This is a genomic window from Nocardia glycosmidis (assembly GCF_052545115.1).
In genome coordinates this window covers 45,510-64,662 of sequence record NZ_JBQWRH010000003.1, presented here as the reverse complement: position 1 = coordinate 64,662, position 19,153 = coordinate 45,510, and the positions used below count along the sequence as shown (strand labels likewise).

The following is a 19,153-nucleotide window of genomic DNA, read 5'->3' as shown; positions in this document are numbered from 1 at the left end:
CTGGCCCCTCAGCCTTGGTTGGTGTTGTCTGCCATCAGCAGCACGACATCGTCGAGCGATGCGCCGCCCAGAATCGCCGCCACCGGTAGGTCCCGGTCCAGCTCCGCCTTGACTCGTTTGCGGAAGTCCAAGGCCTGCAACGAATCCAGCCCGAGCGCCACCAGTGGCACAGCTCCGTCGATGGACTCGGAGCCATCGGCACCCATGACCTTGCGCAGTTCGGTGCGCATACGGTCGGCCAAGGCGGGCCGACCGGCCGGTGCCTCCTGCGGTGTGGGCGCGATCGTGACCACCGGCGTCGGCCCGACCTCGACCGGCGGCTGCTCGGAGGGGACCAGCAGGGACGACAGAACTGTGGCCTGGCCGTAGACATCGAGTATCTCCGACAGCAGCGCCCAGTCGGCCGCCATGACAAGTGCGTCGCTCCACGGCCCGGAAAGTCCGGCCGCGATGGCGTCGTGGGGGGGCATCGCGATCGCGCCCGCACTCGCGACTCTGTCGAAACCGGCGGCGTCGAGCGGACCGGCCGCGTTCCAGAGGCCCCATTCGATCGAGACACAGTCGATGCCCTCGGACCGCAGTCTGCGGGCCATCACATCGAGCATGCGGTTGGTCGCGGCATAGAGGATCTGGCCACGACCGCTGAGCGTCGCCGCGGTCGAGGAGCACAACAGGACCCGGCACGTGGCTGTGCGGGGGACCTGCGCCAGCACGGTGTCCAAGCCGAGAACCTTCGAGGCGGCGGCCTCGGCCACCAGATCGGCGGTGATGTCGGCGGATTCGGCCTCGACGTAGTTGACCGCGGCATGGATGAGCAGGCTCGCCGGTCGGTCGGCCTGCGCAGCCGCGAAGTGGGCGACCGCATCCGGGTCGCTGATGTCGCAGCTCGCGACGACGATCTCGGTGCCGCCGAGTGCGCGCAACCTGCGCAGCTGCGCGGCATTCGCATCGGTCTCACCGGATCGGCTCAGCAGCGTGACCCGACCGGCGCCGGTCCTGGCGTAGTGGTCGGCGAAGCGCAGGCCGAGCTGACCCGTGCCGCCGACGATCAGCACATGCGCGAGATCCGCACCGTCCGATTCGGCCCCATCCGATTCAACCGTGGTCGCGCGGGTCAAGCGTTTCACGAAGACTTTGCCGTCGCGCAGCGCCAGCTCCGGCTCTCCCGCGGTGTGCAGCGCCGCGATGATCCGGGCCGCCTGATCCGGGCCCGCCGCGTCCGCGGGCAGGTCCAGATGCCGCAGCCGGACGCCGGTTCGCTCGATGCCGATGCTGCGGTACCCGGCCGCGACGCCGCTGTGGAACAGCTGCGGCACCGGATCAGCCGGGCGCACCGCCTCACCGCCGACGGTCACCAGCCAGCATTCCGACCCGGCTGTTGCATGCAACCGATCCAACGCGGGCTGCCAGGAACGCTCGGCGAAGAACCCGACATAGTCGGGAATCGTTGCGGCGGCGTCGGTGTCCGCCCCGGGTGGCAGCAGCACGACCGCGGTGTCGAACTCGGTGGCGTCGGCCGGGCTGAAGCGGAACGCGGTCGCGCCGTGCCGTTGCGCCGCCGCGACCAATGCGTTCGCCAGCTCCGCGCAGCGGCCGGTGTGGTCGACCACGGCCAGTCGGCGTGGCGGCAGCAGTGCCCGGCGCTCCAGTGGTCGCCACTGCTCCACCAGCCGCTGCGGCTTCGGCGCTTCGGCCACGGCCCGCAGCGGGCCGAGCGCGCCGATCTCGGGTGTTGCCCACAGCTTCTTGGTCCTCAGCACGGTGTGCGGGAAATCGCGCAGCGGCAATGCGGGCGTTGCGCTGGACGCGACGCGCAGCGCATCCCAGCGGAATCCGGCGTCGTGCACCGCTACCAACGCCACGTTCCGCGCGAACTCGCGCAACGATCGCGCGGTACGCAGCGAACTGCCTATTACGCGGAAATCCTTGGCGGGCACGGTTTTCGGCACCAACGAAAGGTTTTCTTGCAGCGCGAGCTGCAACGTCGGGTGCTCGGCGATCTCGATCAGCGTGTCGATGCCGTCGGTGGCGGCGGCGATCACCGCGCGGTCGAACCGCACACGGTTGCGCAGATTCCAGTACCAATACTGATCGTGGCGCAGGTCCGGCGTGATCGGCGCGCCGAGCGTCGCACCGTAGCTCGGGACGTCCGTGTCGCTGAAGTGGCTACCGCTCATCTCGTTGTTGAGCGCGGCCTCCAACTCGGCACGATACTCGCTGACCATGGAGGTGTGCGCCGGGTAGGCGACGCGAATCTCCTTGGCGAACCGGCCGCGGGCGTTCGCCAGCTCGACCATCTCCACAATGGTGTCGCGGTCGCCGGAGATGGCCAGAATGTGCGGCGAATTGACCACCGACAGTTCGGCCCAGCCGGAGTGCCTGGCCAGCAGAGCCTCACAGGCGTCGCGATCCATGCCGAGCACCGCCATCGAGTAGCCGCTCGGCGCGATGCGGCCGACGCACCGAGCGCGGTGCGTCACCGCGAGCACCGCGTCGCGCAGCGTCATGACTTCCGAGACCGCGCCTGCCGCCAGTTCGCCCTGACTGTGCCCGACGGTGGCATGGGGGTCGACTCCAGCGGCCCGCCACATGGCGGCCAGTCCGGTCATGTGAAACATCAGCGCGGGCTGAACTTCCCAGACGGCGTCGTCGAATTCGCCCGTGTGCCCGAGCAGATAGTGCAAAGGCTTCGCGTCGCCGAACCGATCGAGGTGAATGGCGGCGCATTCGTCGACCGTCGTCCGGTACTCCGGCGAGCTCTCGTAGTAGAGCGCGCCCATACCCGGACGCTGACTGCCCTGACCTGGGAAGACGAAGCCGATACGCCGCGCGACCGCGGGCCCCTCGCCCGACACCACCGCGGGGTGCGCGGTGTCCGCGACGACCGCGCGCAGCGCGTCCAGCAGCTCTACCCGTGTGGTCACCAGCGCGAGCGCTCGGTAGCGGCGGGGCGTGCGAGTACGCAACAGCATGTCGGCCACGCGATCCGGATCGATCCGCGGGCGGTTTTCCAGGTAGGTCAGAATCGCCGCGGCTTCCGCACGCAAACCCTCCGCGCTGTCGGAGGACAGCAGAACCGGGATCGTGCCGTCCGGCATCCGATAGCTAGACATCGGTGTCCTCCTCCAGGACCGGCATGCCTACGATCGCGTGCGCGTTGGTACCGGCGACACCGAACGAGGACACGGCGGCATAGCGCACGCCATCGATGGGCTCCCATGGTTCGCACTCGGCGGCCAGGCTCAGTCCCGACGCATTCCAGTCGATGTCGGTCGTCGGATTGTCCGCCCACAGCGTGGGGGCGATCTGTCCGTTCGCGCCACACAGCAGCACCTTGATCAGGCCGAGCATGCCCGAGGCCGCTTGCGCGTGACCGACGTTCGACTTCACCGAACCCAGCAGCGCTCGGCCGCCCGCGGATCCATAAGTCGCGCTCAGCGCCGCGAGTTCCAGCGGATCGCCGACCGGGGTGCCGGTGCCGTGGCCTTCGATCAGCCCCACCAGTTCCGGTGCGATACCGCTGACCGCCAAAGTGTCGCGGACCAGTCGTTGCTGAGCCGCGGCGCTGGGCACGGCCAGCGGTGCGCCTTTGCCATTGTGATTGACCCGGGAGCCGAGCAGCCGTCCATACACACGATGCCCGAGCGTGTGTGCGCGCGACTCCCGCTCCAGCACAACCACGCCCGCGCCCTCACCCCAGAGGGTGCCGGTGGCGTCCGCGGCATAGGCACGGCAGTGGCCATCAGCGGCCAACGCGTTGTTCTTGGAGAACTCGAAGAAGGCGCCGGGCGAGCCCATCACGCAGACGCCTCCGGCGAGTGCCCAGTCGCATTCGCCCGCGCGGATGGCGGCCGCGGCCTGGTGCACCGCCGTCAGCGCGGAGGCGCATGCGGTGTCCACGCTCACCGACGGGCCGATCAGGCCGAGTCCGTGCGAGATCCGACCCGCGACGGCGCCGAGCGCGGTACCGGTCGCCCGGTAGCCGTTGTGGTCGTTGACGCCGGTGACCCGCGGCCCGTATTCCGTGATCGAGACGCCCATCCAGCATCCGGCGTTCTCCCCGTCGAGCGCACCCGGGTTGACACCCGCGTTTTCCAGCGCCCGCCATGCCACCCGCATGCCGACCCGCTGCTGCGGATCCATCGCGATCGCCTCGCGCGGCGTGATACCGAAGTACTGCGAATCGAACTCGGCCGCGCCGTCGAGAAAGCCACCGGCATCGGACACCGCCGACCAGCCGTCGAGGCGTCCGAGCGCGAGCAGTTCGGCGACCGGCCACTCCCGGTCACGGGGGAACGGCCCGATCATCTCGCGCGATTGCGCGAGCATCGCCCAGAAGCCGGGAAGCGTGTCGATGCCGCCGGGAGCCTCGACGCCGATGCCGGCGACGACGATCGGATCGTCGTGTGCAGTTGTGCTCATCATGTCCTCCGCGCGGCCGCTAGACGACCGGGCTCGCCTGCGGCACAAGTAATTCCGCGATGCCGTCGAGATGGTCGTGCAGATAGAAGTGGCCACCGGCGAACAGCGTCACCTCGGCGGCAGAGCTGGTGTGCGCCGACCACGCGTACAGCTCGCGCGGTGCGACGAACTGGTCCTCGTCACCGCCGAGTACCCGAATCGGGCTTTCGATCCGGACGTCGGCGGCGCAGGCGTACGCGTCGAAGGCGCGGTAGTCGGCCTGCAGCACCGGCAGCGCCATCCGCAGCAAGTCGCGGTTTGCCAGCACATCCGCGCCCGTGCCGTTGAGCGCGGTCATATGGTCGAGCAATTCTTCGTCCTCGGTGGGATGCCCGGGAAGATCGGCGATCAGGCCGGGTGCCGCGGCGGACGACGCCGCCAGCAGCCGCACCGGCAGGCCCGCGGCTTCCGCCAAGCGGACGAATTCGAACGCGATGATCGCACCCATGCTGTGCCCGAAGACCGTCAACGGAACATCTGCGGCGGACTCGGATCGGAAGGCTTCGAAAGCACCGGCCGCGATCTCGGGCAACGTTGCGGCGGCCGGTTCCGCGCCGCGGTCCTGGCGACCGGGATACTGCAGCAGTTTCGTGTCGAAGTGCGCACTCAGCGTCTTGGAGACCGTGCGATAGGCGGAAGCGCCCGCGCCCGCGTGCGGGAAGATCAGTAGCGGTGGGCAGTCCGCTGAACGCGGTTTGTGGAACTGTCGGATCCATCCGAGACTTGCTGGCATTTCTTGACTCCTGCTCCCGCCGGACGTCCCACGGCGCGAGTACGCGCACCGCGGGCCGCCACTGTCATCGGCGGCGTACAACACCCCACCCGCTGCACTGACTGATGTTGATCTTTGGTCGGTCGCCCAATATTAGCCTAGGCTACCCTAAATAGCGAATGCGGTAGCGTTGGTCACCGATCCGCGAGATAGCCACCGCGCGAAAAGAACTCGGCCCCGGCATGCTCGATGCCCGCTGCGGTACGAATGCGCGTGATCACCAGGCCGCGGTTGCCGCCGCGATGGGCATCGGGACCGGATACCACCGCGCCGCCACCCTCCTGCACGATCACCCGGCCGGGTGTGCCGCCATAGCGCGCCTGCGACACCCGCGCCTCGAGCACCTCGATCCGCTCACCCCGATAGCAGGTGAACGCACGCGGATACGGCTCGGACAGCGCGCGCACGAAGCGCTCCAGATCTTCGGCGGTCCAGTTCCAATCGATGAGACTGTCGCGGTCGGAACGCTTGTGGAAATAGGTTCGTTCAGCCTTGTTCTGCGATCGCCAGACCGCGGTGCCGGACGCCAACGCGGCCAGCGCCTCGTTGAGCGCTGCGGGAATCAGCTCCATACCGCGCAGCACCAGATCGGTTCCGGTATCGGTGGGACCGATGGGCAGCGCGTGCTGCACCAGGATGTCGCCGGTGTCCAAACCGTCGTCCATCCGGTGCACGGTCAGGCCGAATTCGGATTCGCCGCTGATCAGCGCCCACAGCACCGGGGAGAATCCGGTGAACCTGGGCAGCAGCGAATCGTGCAGGTTCAGCGTGCCGTGCGGCGGCAAGTCGTACAACTGTGCGGGCATCCAGGTGTACCAGCTGTTGACCACGATGACGTCGGGCTCGGCCCGCTTCACCAAGTCGATGGTCTCGGCGTCGACGCGCTCGGTCAGATGCACCGGGATGCCGTGCCGGCGGGCCAGTTCCTCGACCGAATCCGACCAGATCGCCTTGTAGGACTGCGTGCTGGCCGGATGGGTGACCGCGAGCACCACCTCGTGCTCGGAATCGATCAGAGCCTGCAGGGTTTTGCGCCCCCAGGTCTGGAAGCCGAACGACACGATACGCATGAAACGAACCTCATCTCCGATAAACTAAGGCTAGCCTAGCCTATCCGATTGGTGTTTCGGACCGCCCCACCGCCGGTCTGCGCCGGACTCCCGCGCCACGCGACGGCGTGTTCCGCAGCACTCGATCCGAAAGTTCACCCAGGCAACTCAGATTCGGGAACCCGGGCCCCTGCGCCAGCGCCGCGAGATTCGGCAGATACAGCTTGGCCGCCAAACCGGACACCGCCAGGTCATACCCGATCGAGGCTTCGATCCGCGCCTGAGTCAGCGGCCCGCCGACGGCCAGCTCGAGCCGGTCCGCCGCTTCGGCATCGAAAAGTTCCAGGAACCACAGCGGCTGCCCGCCGGTCGCATCGACCACCAGGTCGAAGTTGTGCACTTGGTCGGCGCGCAGCTCGTTGCGCAGCGTCACCGCGACACCCGCGCCGTGGTCGACGATGCGGGTCACGCGGCCCTGCAAGTGATGAACTCGGCTGTCGCCGAGCAGACTCTCCTGCACCCGGACCGAGAACACGCCGCGGTCGGTGCGCCGGATGACGTCACGACGCTCCTGGACGCCCAGCGCGTTCCACTTGGTCGGATCGCTGAACAGTGAGTTCTCGAAGTAGCTTTCGCCACGGGTGTAGATGGTGGCCATCGGCGAGATCACCGAGATGGTGAGCATTTCGTGCCGGACCAGCTCGTCCAGCGCCGAGCCCGCGGTTTCGCCGCCGCCGATCACCGCGGCCCGCGAGCAGACCGGAAGGCCGCGTTTACCCGCGAGGTCCCAGAACTCGGCGATGCTGAGCACCCGAGGGTGCTCGGCCAGCGCCGTGCCGCTGCGCCCCGGACCGGTGAGCATCAAGGCGTCCGCGTCGATGTCGACGCGTGCGCCGTCGGCGCCGAGTATCTCGACCGCCCAGCCGTCACCCGCGACGTCATGACGCTGCCGGATCGAGCGAACGGTGCCGAGCACCAGCTCGAGCTCGACCTTCCGGGCGACCCACTGCAAGTACTTGGCCCAGACATGATGTTGCGGACTGGGCCTGCCGCGATCGATCCACTCGGCGTAGGTGCCGTGCTCGACCAGGAAAGACGTCCAGCTGTAGGCCATCATGGCCTCGTTGATGGCACGGCTGTGACCGCGCGCCCAGGTCGAGTGATACGGGAAGCCGACATCCTTCTCCGGACTGGTACCCAGCCGGTGCCGACCATCCGTCCAGCCACCGCTGGGCAGCCAGTTGGCGCCGACCGCGTGCGCTTCGACCACGACGACCCGCGGCGCGGGCAACCCCAGCTTCCGCAGGACATGCGATTTCGCCGCGACCGCAAGGGCTTTCGGGCCCGCGCCGACTACCAGTAGGGTCTCCACTCCGCTCTCCACTCTCTCGCGAGCACTGCACCCGTCCAGCCGAGCTCGGGTACGGCAGCAACCCGTACTTCATGTTTGCATAGGCTTACCTTATATTGCTCGATGGGTATCGGCGGGTATCGACCTCACCAAAACTCCCGCCTCGCAACGATTGGATTGACTCGCCATGTTCAGGACCACAAACGCCAGGGCCGCCATAGTCGCGGCTATCGCCCTTTTCGGCACCTTCGGCACCATCACCGCCGCTACGTCGGCGACCGCCGCGCCGCTGACCGCCCCGATGCAGGCCGCCGCCCCCGGTCCGGGCGAGCTGAAGGCCAAGCTGCAGACCGCCCTCAACACCGGCGCGGCGCGGTCGGCCCGCGCGGCCGAACTCGAAGCGGGCGAGGCGGGGCTGCCGCTGATCGATCAGGTCGGCGCCGCCATGGCCAGCGCTCCGCCGAGCTTCCGCTGGAGCATCCTCGGCCCGGTCAGCGTGAACGGCAACGTCCTCAGTGCGCAGTTGCAGACCGCGGTGGACGGCTTCGACCCGTTCTACTTCGACCTGACCTGGAAGCAGATCGACGGCACCTGGAAGCTCACCCGCGAGGCCGAGTGCACCGTGGCGAGCGTCGCTTTCCTGCCCTGCAGCCTGTAATCGATTGCGCGTCAGCGTGAACGGCCGCCACACGCGAGGGCCGTTCACGTGACGTGCGCCACAGGCGACAATCAACTTCAGTTAGGCTAACCTTACCGCCATGGGTAAGGGATTCAACGGCCTGCTGGTGAAGGCCTGGGGTGGCAACGACTTCCGGATCACGGTCACTTCCACCGAGAAGATCACCGACAACTACCTGCGCATCGGTTTCACCGCGGGCGGTTTGCTGGCGCAGCACCCGGTGCACCCCACGCAGTGGATCCGCTGCTGGATTCCGGATGACGCGAGCGACAAACTGCACCACCGCGGCTACACCCTGGTCGACCCCGACCCGGTAGGCGACCGATTCGCCCTCGAATTCGCGCTGCACGACGGCCCGGCCACGCGGTGGGCCCAGCGCGCCGCGATCGGCGACCACCTCGACGTCACGGTGCTCGGCTCCGATTTCCGCCTGCCCGAACAGACGCCGAGCGAGTATCTCGTCTTCGGCGACACCGCGTCCCTGCCCGCGATCAACTCGCTGCTCGACGCGATCGGCGACGCGCCGGCCCGGGTCTGGCTGGAATGGCAGCACGAATCGGACGTCACGCTGCCGGTACGCAACAAGCCGCAACACGAGGTGAGCTGGCTGCAGCGGATCGACGACGGTCGCCTGCTGCGTGCGCAGGCGCACGAGATCACCTGCGCCGACGACGCCTTCGCCTGGGTCGCCTGCTGCGGCCGGACCACCCGCTCGATCGTGAAGACTTTCAAAACCGTCCATGGCGTAACCAAGAACTCGATCAAATACCAGGCCTACTGGAAGTAGCCGGACCAGCAGCTGTGGATCGACCGGAGCCGGCCGCACTCGATCGGCGCCGGATCCGCGCCACAACCCGGCGTTGACCTGCGTGACCAATTCGGTCCATGTGCGAAAACTGAGCCAGACCCGAGGTTTTCGAGCTACCGACAGTTCGAGGAAGCCTCCGTGAACGGTTGGACATCTCGGTCCGATAACCCGGGTACATCGCTAGCTTCGACGGAAAGCAAAGTTATTGCTCACGGAGGAGTACCGAAATGTATGGCACGGAAGCACTTTCGGCCCTGTCGAATTGCGCGCGCGACCCCGGCGAGCTCACCGCGGGCCAAGCACACCAGGCCATGCAGGTACACCTGGATTGCAGTGTCGAACTATGCCGGGTCCGGCGACGCGCCCGAAGGACATTGGTCGAGGCCCGCTTGATGGTGCTGGACGAGCGGGCAACGCCGTAATGGCGTCCGCGAGGCACATCCCGCGATCGTGCCTTCGGGCGCCCCTGCGGGCCACCGCGCGCCCGCACGTACCGACCTGGCTGCTCTGCGTCGAGCGGAATCCTCCGGGATGCTGCGGTGTTGTCTCTGCCATGACCACAACGGCATCCGGTCGATCCGCTGCTACCGTCGTCGACACCGCGACCGAGTTCGGCGCGAAGGTAGCCGAGCGCCTGAACCGCGAATCCGTCCTCTGGCTGACCACTGTCGGCCCCACCGGAACGCCACAACCGAACCCGGTCTGGTTCCAGTGGCGCGGCGGGGAATTCCTGATCTTCAGCAAACCCGGCCAACCGAAGGTCCGCAATATCCTGCGCAATCCCCGAGTCGCGTTGAATCTCAACAGCACCGCCGGCGGTGGCGACGTCGTCGTCCTCACCGGCGCGGCTCGTGTCGACGAACAGCGGCCGGGAGCGGACGAAATCGCCGCTTTCACCGCGAAATACGCCGACGGCCTGCGCTCGCTCGAGCTGACCGACGCGCAGTTCTACGCCGAGTACTCGGTGGTCCTGCGCGTCATCCCGGACCGGCTGCGCGGGTTCTGATCGGCGATGACGTTCGCACCGCCGCCGCCCACCGCCGCCTGGCGGCACCGGACCGCACGCGAGGGCTTCGAGGTGGCCTATTTCCGGGTCACCGAACTCGGCGTGCTCATCGACGGCTGCACGACGGCCGTCGAGGACGGCGCGGCCTGGGTGGTGGACTACCGGATCACGCTCGACACCGAATGGCGGACGCGCCGGGCCCAGGTGTCGATCCGCAAACCGGGCGGCTGGAACACGCTGGTGCTGGAGTCGGACGGCGCGGGCTCCTGGTTGCTGGACGGCATGCCCGCGCCGCTGCTCGACGGTTGCCTGGATGTAGACCTGGAATCCTCCGCGCTGACCAACGCGCTGCCGGTGCATCGATTGGCGCAGGAGATCGGCGACGCCGCCGACGCGCCCGCGGCGTACGTGTACGCGTCCGGGGCCGCGGTGGCCCGGTTGGAACAGCGCTACGTCCGCATCGCCGACAGCGAGCACGGGCCACGGTTCGATTACTCGGCACCAGAATTCGATTTCACCTGCGTTCTGGACTACGACAAGTCGGGATTCGTGCTCGATTACCCGGGGATCGCGGTCCGCGCCCGCTGACTCGTTGCCTCGTTGCCTTGTCGACTCGTTGAAGCGCAGCCTCGGATATCCCCCGCTCGCCCGGCGACTAGGGTCGTTACCGATGAGAAGGCGGCAACAACCGCCGTTGCCGAAGCGGCACGGCTTGGACCCGGCCCGGCTGCGACTGCCGGAGCAGGGCCACTGGGCAACAATTCGAGACCACCTGGTGGAACGTCTCCCCAGGGTGCCCGCGGCGCGGATCGATGAGCTCCTGCGCAGCGGCGGCATCGTCGACCTGGCAGGGCCGATCGCCCCGGATGCACCGTACGTACCGGGTGGCGCGGTCTGGTTCCACCGCGACCTGCCCGAGGAGACCGCGGTGCCGTTCGACATCCCCATCGTGCACCGCGACGACGACCTGCTCGTGGTGGACAAGCCCCACTTCCTGGCCACCATCCCCCGGGGCAGGCACATCCTGCAGACCGCGCTGGTGCGGCTGCGCCGAGAACTCGACCTGCCCGACCTGGTCCCGGCTCATCGCCTGGATCGCGTCACCGCGGGCTTGCTGCTGTTCGTGATCAATCCCGCCCGGCGCGGCGCGTATCAGACGATGTTCCACAACCGCACCGTCCGCAAGGAGTACGAGGCGATCGCCCGGTTCGATCCCGGCCTGACATTGCCGAGTGTGGTACGCAGCCGGATCATCAAAGAGAAGCATGTGCTCGCGGCCCAGGAGGTGCCGGGCGAACCCAACGCGGAAACCGAGATCGAACTGCTCGAGCACCGCGACGGGCACGGTCGCTATCGACTGCGCCCGCACACCGGCCGCACCCATCAGCTGCGGCTGCATATGAACAGCCTCGGCATCCCGATTCTCGGCGACGACTTCTATCCCGTCTTCACCGACAAGCCGGTCGACGATTTCCGCAAGCCGCTGCAACTGCTGGCCGCCTCGCTCGAGTTCATCGATCCGTTCACTGGGCAATCACGCCGCTTCGACACCACCCGCACATTGCAGGCGTGGACCGATCCGCGCGGATGGGCCGGGTCACCGATCGACCCGCAGGACGCCATCGTTGCGGAGGGCACCCGCTCTGTGCGGCACGGAGAAGTGTGACCTGTCCGGCATCGGAAAGCATCACCTGTAGCGGACCTGGCCAGGATTCGTACACTGGTGCGGATGTCTGATCCGGACCCAGCAACGCCCCAGCCACGCCACAAACTGCATGCCTCCCTCGACGTCGCCGTGGTGGTGGTCGTCCTGGCGGGCACCAATCTGATCGCGCACTTCACCACGGCGTGGGCGAGCATCGTAACGGTGCCCGTCGCCGCCGTGCTGCTGCTCGCGCTGATGCGCAGGCGCGGCTTGCGGTGGTCCGAGCTGGGCCTTTCGCCGCGGCATTGGCGGCGCGGTTCGCTGTACGGCCTCGCCGCGGTGGGGTTGGTCCTCGCGGTCGTCGCGGTCGGCGCGGCGCTGCCGATCACTCGTCCGTTCTTCATGGCCGATCGGTACGCGACCATCTCCGGCGCGCTGATCGCCTCGATGATCGTCATCCCCTTGCAGACCGTGATCCCCGAGGAGCTGGCCTTCCGCGGTGTGCTGCACGGCACGCTGCACCGTGCGTACGGCGCGCGTGGTGTCTTCGCGGCGGGCTCGCTGCTGTTCGGACTCTGGCACATCGCGTCCTCGCTGGGGCTCACCGCCGGCAACCGCGGGCTGACCGGATTCATCGGCGGCGGCGTCGCCGGACAGATCATCGGGATCCTGCTCGCCGTCGTCGCGACCGCCGCGGCGGGCATGGTATTCACCTGGCTGCGCCACCGCACGGGCAGCCTGCTCGCGCCGCTGGCCCTGCACTGGTCGGTGAACGGCGCGGGCGCATTGGCTGCCGCCGTCGTGTGGCACACCACGCTGACCTGATCACCTCGGCGGCGTCGGATAGGTCGTCGGGGAAGGGGTCACGGCCTTGGCTCGGGCCCGCCGAGCATCCCGCAGCAGCGAGCAGGCGCAGGCCGAGGAAATCGTTCGCATCGTGGCACTCGATATTCGGTGTCGGCCCGCGGTTCAGTGCGGAAACAGCGACCGCGAGACCACAGAATTTCGTCCTCGACGATGTGTGAATTCGAACTGAGTTTCGACACGCGGCCGCTTCGACAAAAGGGCTGATCACCCGGATATTCGGAGCGAACCGAGATTTTCGACATTCCGGGCGTGTCGCCCATTGGACCTCATAGACCACATTGACCACACGCAAAGGTCGGTTTAGTCTCACTGCGATCACACATATGTTCGAGCAATCATGTCTGCACAACTCGGCATGACACAGGCTCTCGGGAAGGCTCGCGATGTCCGACGCACTGTCGAACGGTAGTTCCGAGATTGCCGCGCTGGCCCAGCAAGTCGAGACCGCGCGCGGCAAATTGCCCCTGCAGTACGATCCGGCGCTGCTGGACGTGCTGTCCGAGGGTGAGATCGCCGCTGAACGTGAACTCGCGGAATGGATTCGCGCGCAACGACGCAAGCAGCGGCGCGGCGAGATCGAAGCGGAGTTGGCCGCGCAGCGGCGGGACCGCAAGTCGGCGGCCGCGCTGCGCCGGGCGGACGAGGCCGATGCCCGCTGGCACCGGCGCGCGCTGGCGGCGCGGCGGCGGGTGTCCAGCGAGGATGCCCGGCTGGCGCAACTCTACCGGCGGGCCGAGTGGTCGTCGCGGGTACTGATCGCGGTGGTCGTGCTCGGCATGGTGTGGGCCGGAGTCAATGTGCAGCACAATCTGGTGCCCAGCGGCGACATGTCCGATCCGCTGTACTGGTTGAGCTATGGCATCGAGGCGATGATCTCGATCCCGATCATCACCATCATGGTCGCGGCCACCACCGCGGCCCGCTGGGGCCGCGAACTGGCGCGCGGCAAGGTGATCTTCTTCGAGGCCGCGCTGCTCGGCACGACCGTCGCGCTCAACACCGGGCCGCATCTCGCCGCGGGCGACTTCGGCCGCGCCGCCGAGTACGCGATCGCCCCGGTGATGGTCGGCGTGGTGATCTGGCTGCATGCCTGGGTCTCCGCCCGGTACGCGGTGCTGATCGACGGTGCGCCGGTGCTGGAACGCGACGCGCCGATGATCCGGGTCGACGCCGAGCACGTCGCGGCGGAGTCCGGTCGTCACCCACTCGACAACCGGGACGATCCGGCGGACGGCGGTCGATTTCGCCGAGATGGAGGTTCGCCAGCACCGCGCCTGAGCGGAGTTGGTACGACGGACTCTTCCACCGGGCCGAGAGACCGGCTGCGCGGTAGGGGTCTTGATTCCTCGGTGAACGCCCACCCCGGTGTCCCCGGCGCCCCGGCGGCTGCCCTGGGCGTCTACACCGAGCGCGACATGCCCGCTTCCTCGACGACCCCGAACCAGCCCACCGAGACACCTGCCGACGAGGCGAAGCCGTCGCCGAGCGATGGTCACCTCACCGACAGGCGGACCAACGGTCACTCGGTCGACGAGCACGACGCGGTCGGCGGCTACCCACTCCCGCCGACAACCCATGCGGCCCGTGCAGTCCACCAAGCGCCCGCACCGACGACCCGGTCCGATGGACAGCGGCTGAGCCTCGATGTCGCACCCCTGGCCAATGGGCACGCATTCCCCACAGTTACGACTTCCGCCGACGTCCACGCACACAACCATCCGGTCAACGGGCACGCCGTTCCCACAGACGCCACTGGTCACACCGCCTGCACCACACACAACCATCCGGACGGTGAAATCCGGGAAACCTCCACCACTTCAGGCCGAGCCGATGGACGGTCGGCAGACGGCTACCCGGTCGCAGATGCCGACTCCCGCGCATTCCCGTCGGCCACCGATGACCACACAGTTGATACCTCCAGCCACGGCCATGCTTCCGGCACCCGGGTCAATGGGCACGCCCCTACGCGGAACGCCAACGGCCATACCGCTCTGCCGCCCCTCGACGCGCATGACCGCCCGGCAAACAGACGCCCCGTTCCTCCGGCAATCAACGGCTACAACACCGAGACCGGAACCAGTCACGCACACAATCTCCCCGCCAACATCCACACCGCTCCCCCAGCCCTCCACGGCCACAGCGTCGAAAATTCGTTCACCAAAAGTCGCGTGAATAACCCTCCGCCTGACGGATACACGGGTCCGACCGCCGACAGCCCCACGAGTGCCCCCGCCCACATCGAAAGTCCCGCACCCTCGGTCGGTCCCGTCCAGAACGCCATGCCCCTCTCCGGTGACCGCATAACCCCCTCTGGCGCAGCCGATGTCGACACCCGAACCATCCGATCGGCCGATAGTACTGCGACACAATCTTTCTCGACTGACGCGAAACATTTCGGCTCCGCAGCCACATCCTTACCCGCCGGCATCGCCGACACACGGAACAATTCCGCGGCACCCGCCGCGAGCACCTCCGATCGATCTCAGTTGATTGCGAACATTCCTGCCGCGCAACAGATTTCGATAGAGGACCTGCACGGAGAATTCGTTTTCGGCACCCAGTCGATTACGGCGGTCAACAACCTTGCCGCAAAAGACCCTGCCGCAAGTCAATTCTCCCTGCCCGAGCCGGACGGCCGCCGGGCCGAGCGAGCGCATCGCAGATTCGATAGCGCCGGGCACGCGAGCACCGAACCCGCGCGCACACTGCCGACGGCGAACACCGAAGCCGCGGAGGCGAACCCGGATGCGACCGGCCCGCGCGCGGCGAAACGTGGAAAATCGCTGTCCACCGACCGAGGCGAGCGCTCCGCCGACGCGGAGAGCGAACAACTCTCGCTCGACGAATCCCCCGAACCTACGCGCCCGCACCTGCGCGCCGAACTGAAGCCGATCCCGGACGAAGACGACGAGAACGACGAATTCCCGGCCGAGAACGACGAAGCCGACACCGACGACGACGAAATCTCGGCAATCGCCCGGGCAATCGCCGGCCGACGTATGTCGAACCTCCCGATCGAGGAGGTCAGGGAGATCCTCACGCTCGCAGACCAAGGCGGGACGACACCTGCGATCGCCAATGAACTCGGCATCTCCCGCTCCGCGGTCACCCGTGTCCTCGACTCCGCGATCAGAGTCCACCGGCCCTACCTCGTCATCGGCTGACCCGCCCGAGCGACTTTCGAGATCGCACGACAGTTCGGTGCGATCAAGGTCGACATTGCCGAACTCGCCCAAAAAGCGTAGGGGCCCCGGCCCATACCGAGCACGACCGGGTTTCCATCGCGTCCATCGGCCGACGTCCTCGAAGCGGGGCAAACAACTGACGTCCGCTGCCTCTCGATATCTGCCTGCCACGCGTTCGGCGTAATCGTCGTGCGGCCTCTGCTGCTCAGCTGCTTCCGCCACCACAACTGCTACCGCCACCGCAACTACTTCCACCACCACAACTGCTGCCGCTACTACAACTGCTGCCGCTACCCCCGCTACCCCCGCTACCCCCGCTGCCTCCGGAGTCACCACCTGAATAACCACCGCTGTCGCCAGCTGTCCAACTGCGTCGCCGCCGTCGCTGTTCGCTGCCGGCCCCACCGTTGGCAAGGCTGGCGACCACCACGATCACGAGCAGTATGACAGCGCCTCCGACCAAAATCTCCATGTCCGAACGTTATCCGCTAACTGGCGGCGCGCACGGGTTCAGTCCGAAAAGGGCTGTGCACTCGGCGAATTCCCGTGTGCACAGCCCTGATCTATTCTGCGCGCGTCAGTCTCCGGTGTTCGACCAACCGGATCAAGACCCGCTCTTCGTGACCGAAGTTCGCGCGGCGTCGGGCTGCGAGGCGAAGTCGGGGTGCGCCGCCGACAGCGGCTCGCCAGGCTTCGCGTCTTCGGTAACTCGGTCACCATGCCCCGGCCACCACGCCTTGTGCCCGATCATCGCGGTGAGCGCGGGGGTGAAGAACATCGCCATGACGAACGCGGCGATGGCGATGCCAACGGAGATGGCGAATCCCATCTGCGCCAGTACATTGTTTCCGGCCAGCATCATCGACGCGAACGTGCCTGCCAGAATCACCCCGGCCGCGGCGATGGTTGGTCCGGTGTGCCGCAGAGCCAACGCGGCGGCCGGCTTCGGCTCGTTACCCTCGCGTGCCTCTTCCCGCAGCCGGGCGACCATCAGGATGTTGTAGTCGGTGCCGAGCGCGACCACGAACAAGTACATGATCACCGGCAGCGTGAAGATCAGGCCGGACTCGCCCTGAAGATGTTGGAACACCAGCACCGCGGCGCCGAGCGTAGCCGCGAATCCAAGGAATACCGACGCCATCAGATACCACGGGGCGACCACACTGCGCAGCAGCAGCCCGAGCACGATCATGATCAGGATCGCCGCGACCGGGAATACGATCGCGTAGTCGCGGGCCATCGCATCCTGGAAGTCGACGAAGACCGAGGTCATCCCGCCGACCGCCGCCGTGGCACCGGCGGGCGCGGCCGAGTGCGCGGCATCCCGCAGCGGCCCCTTGACAGTATCCAGCGCGGCATCCGATTCCGGCACGTCGGTGAGGGTCACCACGAAATCCGCGATCGTCTTGTCCGCGGACAGCTTCGGTTCGGCCACCTGTCCCACCCCCGGTACCGCGGCCAACGCGGCTCGGTAGGCGCTGAGCTGATCGTTGGTCAGCTCGCCACTGCCGGAGCGCAGCAGTACGTCCGACGGCTGGGTCGTTCCCGCGGGCAGGCCCTTCACCAATTCTTTGCCGTAGACCACGGATTCGGATGCCTGCGAGGTCGAACCGGAGCTGAGGTCGAACGTCGGGTGGAAACCGAACGCGAACGCCCCGAGCGCGACCAGCAGCCCGCCGGAGACCAGCGCGAAAGCGCCGGGTCGCCGACCGAGCGCCTTACCGGCCGCGGCGAACCGCGCGGCCTTCGGCTCGGTCCGCCACGCTTTGGACGGCCAGAACACCTTGGTGCCCAGCAGCGAAACCACGGCGGGCACCAGCGTCAGCCCGGCTGCCAGCGCCACCGCAACCGCGATCGCCAGTGCCGGACCCAGCGCACGGAACATGCCGAGGGTGGACAACACCAGCGCCGAGAACGCGATGATCACCGCCCCCGCCGCGGACGTGATGGCCTCGCCGACGCGAGTGACGGCACCGACCATGGCGGTCTTTGGATCGTCGCCCGCCCGCAGCCGCTCGCGGTAGCGGAACATCAGAAACAGGATGTAGTCGGTACCGACACCGAACAGCACGACCACCAGGATGGCGTTGATCGACGCATCGATCTGCAGGTCGAATGCCCTGGCCACCATGGCGATCAGCCCACCGACCATGCTGGAGATCGCGCCGATCACCACGATCGGCAGCAACGCGATCACCGGGCTGCGGAAAATGACCAGCAGCAACACCAGAATCAGCACAATGGTGGCGACGCCGATGATGGCCATACCCTTCTGGCCCGATTCCTGCTGGTCCAGCACCTGCGCCGCCTGACCGGTGATGCCCGCCTGCAAATCGGTGCCGGCCACCCGGTCCTTCAGCTGCGCTCGCAACGCCTTGACCGCATCGCCCTGCGTGGTGTCGTTCGGACTGGTCACCTTGGTCATCTGCAGCGCGATGATCTGGATCAGCCGGTTCTGCGATGGCGGCGTCGGCACGATCGCGGTGACGTCCTTGATCCGCGCACCGAGCAGCTCGGTGCCGATCCTCGCCACCGACGCCGAATCACCCTCGGTCAGCGGCGCCCCGTCCTGGCGGGCGAACACGATGATCGCCGCGGGCGCGGTGCTCTGCGGAAACGCCTCCTGCTGCATCTGCAACGCTTTAATGGACTCGTAATGCGAAGGCAAGAAAGCGGATTGATCGGTGGTGGATTTCAATTCGGGCGCCGATGCCACCACCGCGATGGCGAGCAACACCCACAGGCCGATCACCTTCCACGGATTGTGGACCACCAGGGCCCCCAGTCGTGCGAACATCTGCGAAGAAGTCCTTTCCGGATTCCTAATGGGACCGAGCACCTCAGATTTCGAGCTCTTGCGAATTCGGGTTCTCGGCCACATCCACAACTGTCCGATAGATGTGCTCCGGAATCCGGCCCTGCAGCTCGGCGGGCGCATCCACGATCTCGACCGTGTAGTCACCCCACTCGCGATCGTTGAACCCGAGCAGTTCGCGCCAGTTCTTCCACTCGGTCCAGTCGGTCGCCGCGGCCATCTCGCGCCAGTTCGATTCCTTCCGATGGACCAGGAACTTCCCCTTGCGGCTCACGTAGACCGACACCACGGTCATCCCGACCTTGCCATATTCCCGTGATTCCCCGAGCAATTTCCCGAAGAAACGCTGCCGGCGCCCGCCACCCGGCCCCACCTTCAGCACGATCTCGTGAAAATCCAACCTGCCCGGCTCGGCGTCCTCTTTCGCGAAGGTGACCCCGCCGGCCGCCTCATCCATTTCGTCCGCACTGGTCAGCTTGTTCAGCTCGCTGGTCATGACGATTCCCCATTCCATA

The 19,153-nt window shown here is 67.2% G+C and carries 15 protein-coding genes; 8 read left to right on the top strand and 7 right to left on the bottom strand.

The annotated features are described in order from the left end of the window. Positions 1-8: 8 nt before the first annotated feature. The 5 genes from nbtC to ACT86A_RS04560 form a co-directional block, all read right to left on the bottom strand. A complete protein-coding gene (gene nbtC, locus ACT86A_RS04580; RefSeq protein WP_445090727.1) occupies positions 9-3,113 on the bottom strand; it encodes a nocobactin polyketide synthase NbtC in 3,105 nt (1,034 codons plus the stop codon). After that, positions 3,106-4,422 (bottom strand): beta-ketoacyl [acyl carrier protein] synthase domain-containing protein, encoded by a 1,317-nt coding sequence (locus ACT86A_RS04575; protein WP_445090726.1) that lies wholly within the window; start codon positions 4,420-4,422, stop codon positions 3,106-3,108. Before ACT86A_RS04575 ends, nbtC begins: the two co-directional genes overlap by 8 nt. Positions 4,423-4,441: 19 nt before the next feature. Further along, a complete protein-coding gene (locus ACT86A_RS04570; RefSeq protein ID WP_445090725.1) occupies positions 4,442-5,194 on the bottom strand; it encodes a thioesterase II family protein in 753 nt (250 codons plus the stop codon). 173 nt (positions 5,195-5,367) lie between these two features. Beyond that, the gene (locus ACT86A_RS04565; protein WP_445090724.1) at positions 5,368-6,303 is read right to left on the bottom strand and encodes a methionyl-tRNA formyltransferase; all 936 of its coding nucleotides are present in this window, start codon (positions 6,301-6,303) and stop codon (positions 5,368-5,370) included. 40 nt (positions 6,304-6,343) lie between these two features. Continuing rightward, the gene (locus tag ACT86A_RS04560; RefSeq protein ID WP_445090723.1) at positions 6,344-7,654 is read right to left on the bottom strand and encodes a SidA/IucD/PvdA family monooxygenase; all 1,311 of its coding nucleotides are present in this window, start codon (positions 7,652-7,654) and stop codon (positions 6,344-6,346) included. Between the two features lie 166 nt (positions 7,655-7,820). On the opposite strand from ACT86A_RS04560, the gene ACT86A_RS04555 reads away from it, so the two are divergent. The 8 genes from ACT86A_RS04555 (at position 7,821) to ACT86A_RS04520 (ending at position 15,802) form a co-directional block, all read left to right on the top strand. Beyond that, positions 7,821-8,291 (top strand): MTB12 C-terminal domain-containing protein, encoded by a 471-nt coding sequence (locus tag ACT86A_RS04555; protein ID WP_445090722.1) that lies wholly within the window; start codon positions 7,821-7,823, stop codon positions 8,289-8,291. Positions 8,292-8,391: 100 nt separating this feature from the next. Next, complete coding sequence (locus ACT86A_RS04550) at positions 8,392-9,099, top strand: siderophore-interacting protein (RefSeq protein ID WP_445090721.1); 708 nt, start codon at positions 8,392-8,394, stop codon at positions 9,097-9,099. A 248-nt stretch (positions 9,100-9,347) separates the two neighbouring features. Next, entirely contained in the window at positions 9,348-9,542 is a 195-nt protein-coding gene (locus ACT86A_RS04545) for a hypothetical protein (protein ID WP_445090720.1), read from the top strand. 131 nt (positions 9,543-9,673) lie between these two features. After that, positions 9,674-10,126 (top strand): TIGR03667 family PPOX class F420-dependent oxidoreductase, encoded by a 453-nt coding sequence (locus ACT86A_RS04540; protein ID WP_445090719.1) that lies wholly within the window; start codon positions 9,674-9,676, stop codon positions 10,124-10,126. A 6-nt stretch (positions 10,127-10,132) separates the two neighbouring features. Then, a complete protein-coding gene (locus tag ACT86A_RS04535) occupies positions 10,133-10,714 on the top strand; it encodes a putative glycolipid-binding domain-containing protein (protein WP_445090718.1) in 582 nt (193 codons plus the stop codon). 82 nt (positions 10,715-10,796) lie between these two features. After that, complete coding sequence (locus tag ACT86A_RS04530) at positions 10,797-11,792, top strand: RluA family pseudouridine synthase (protein WP_445090717.1); 996 nt, start codon at positions 10,797-10,799, stop codon at positions 11,790-11,792. A 63-nt stretch (positions 11,793-11,855) separates the two neighbouring features. Beyond that, complete coding sequence (locus tag ACT86A_RS04525) at positions 11,856-12,596, top strand: CPBP family intramembrane glutamic endopeptidase (RefSeq protein ID WP_445090716.1); 741 nt, start codon at positions 11,856-11,858, stop codon at positions 12,594-12,596. A gap of 425 nt (positions 12,597-13,021) precedes the next feature. Next, the gene (locus ACT86A_RS04520) at positions 13,022-15,802 is read left to right on the top strand and encodes a hypothetical protein (protein ID WP_445090715.1); all 2,781 of its coding nucleotides are present in this window, start codon (positions 13,022-13,024) and stop codon (positions 15,800-15,802) included. Positions 15,803-16,427: 625 nt separating this feature from the next. On the opposite strand, the gene ACT86A_RS04515 is transcribed toward ACT86A_RS04520, so the two are convergent. Then, positions 16,428-18,620, bottom strand: a complete 2,193-nt coding sequence (locus ACT86A_RS04515) for an MMPL family transporter (RefSeq protein WP_445090714.1) — start codon at positions 18,618-18,620, stop codon at positions 16,428-16,430. Positions 18,621-18,663: 43 nt separating this feature from the next. Next, positions 18,664-19,134: an EXLDI protein gene (locus ACT86A_RS04510; RefSeq protein ID WP_445090713.1), complete on the bottom strand. Its 471-nt coding sequence runs from the start codon at positions 19,132-19,134 to the stop codon at positions 18,664-18,666. Positions 19,135-19,153: the final 19 nt, after the last annotated feature.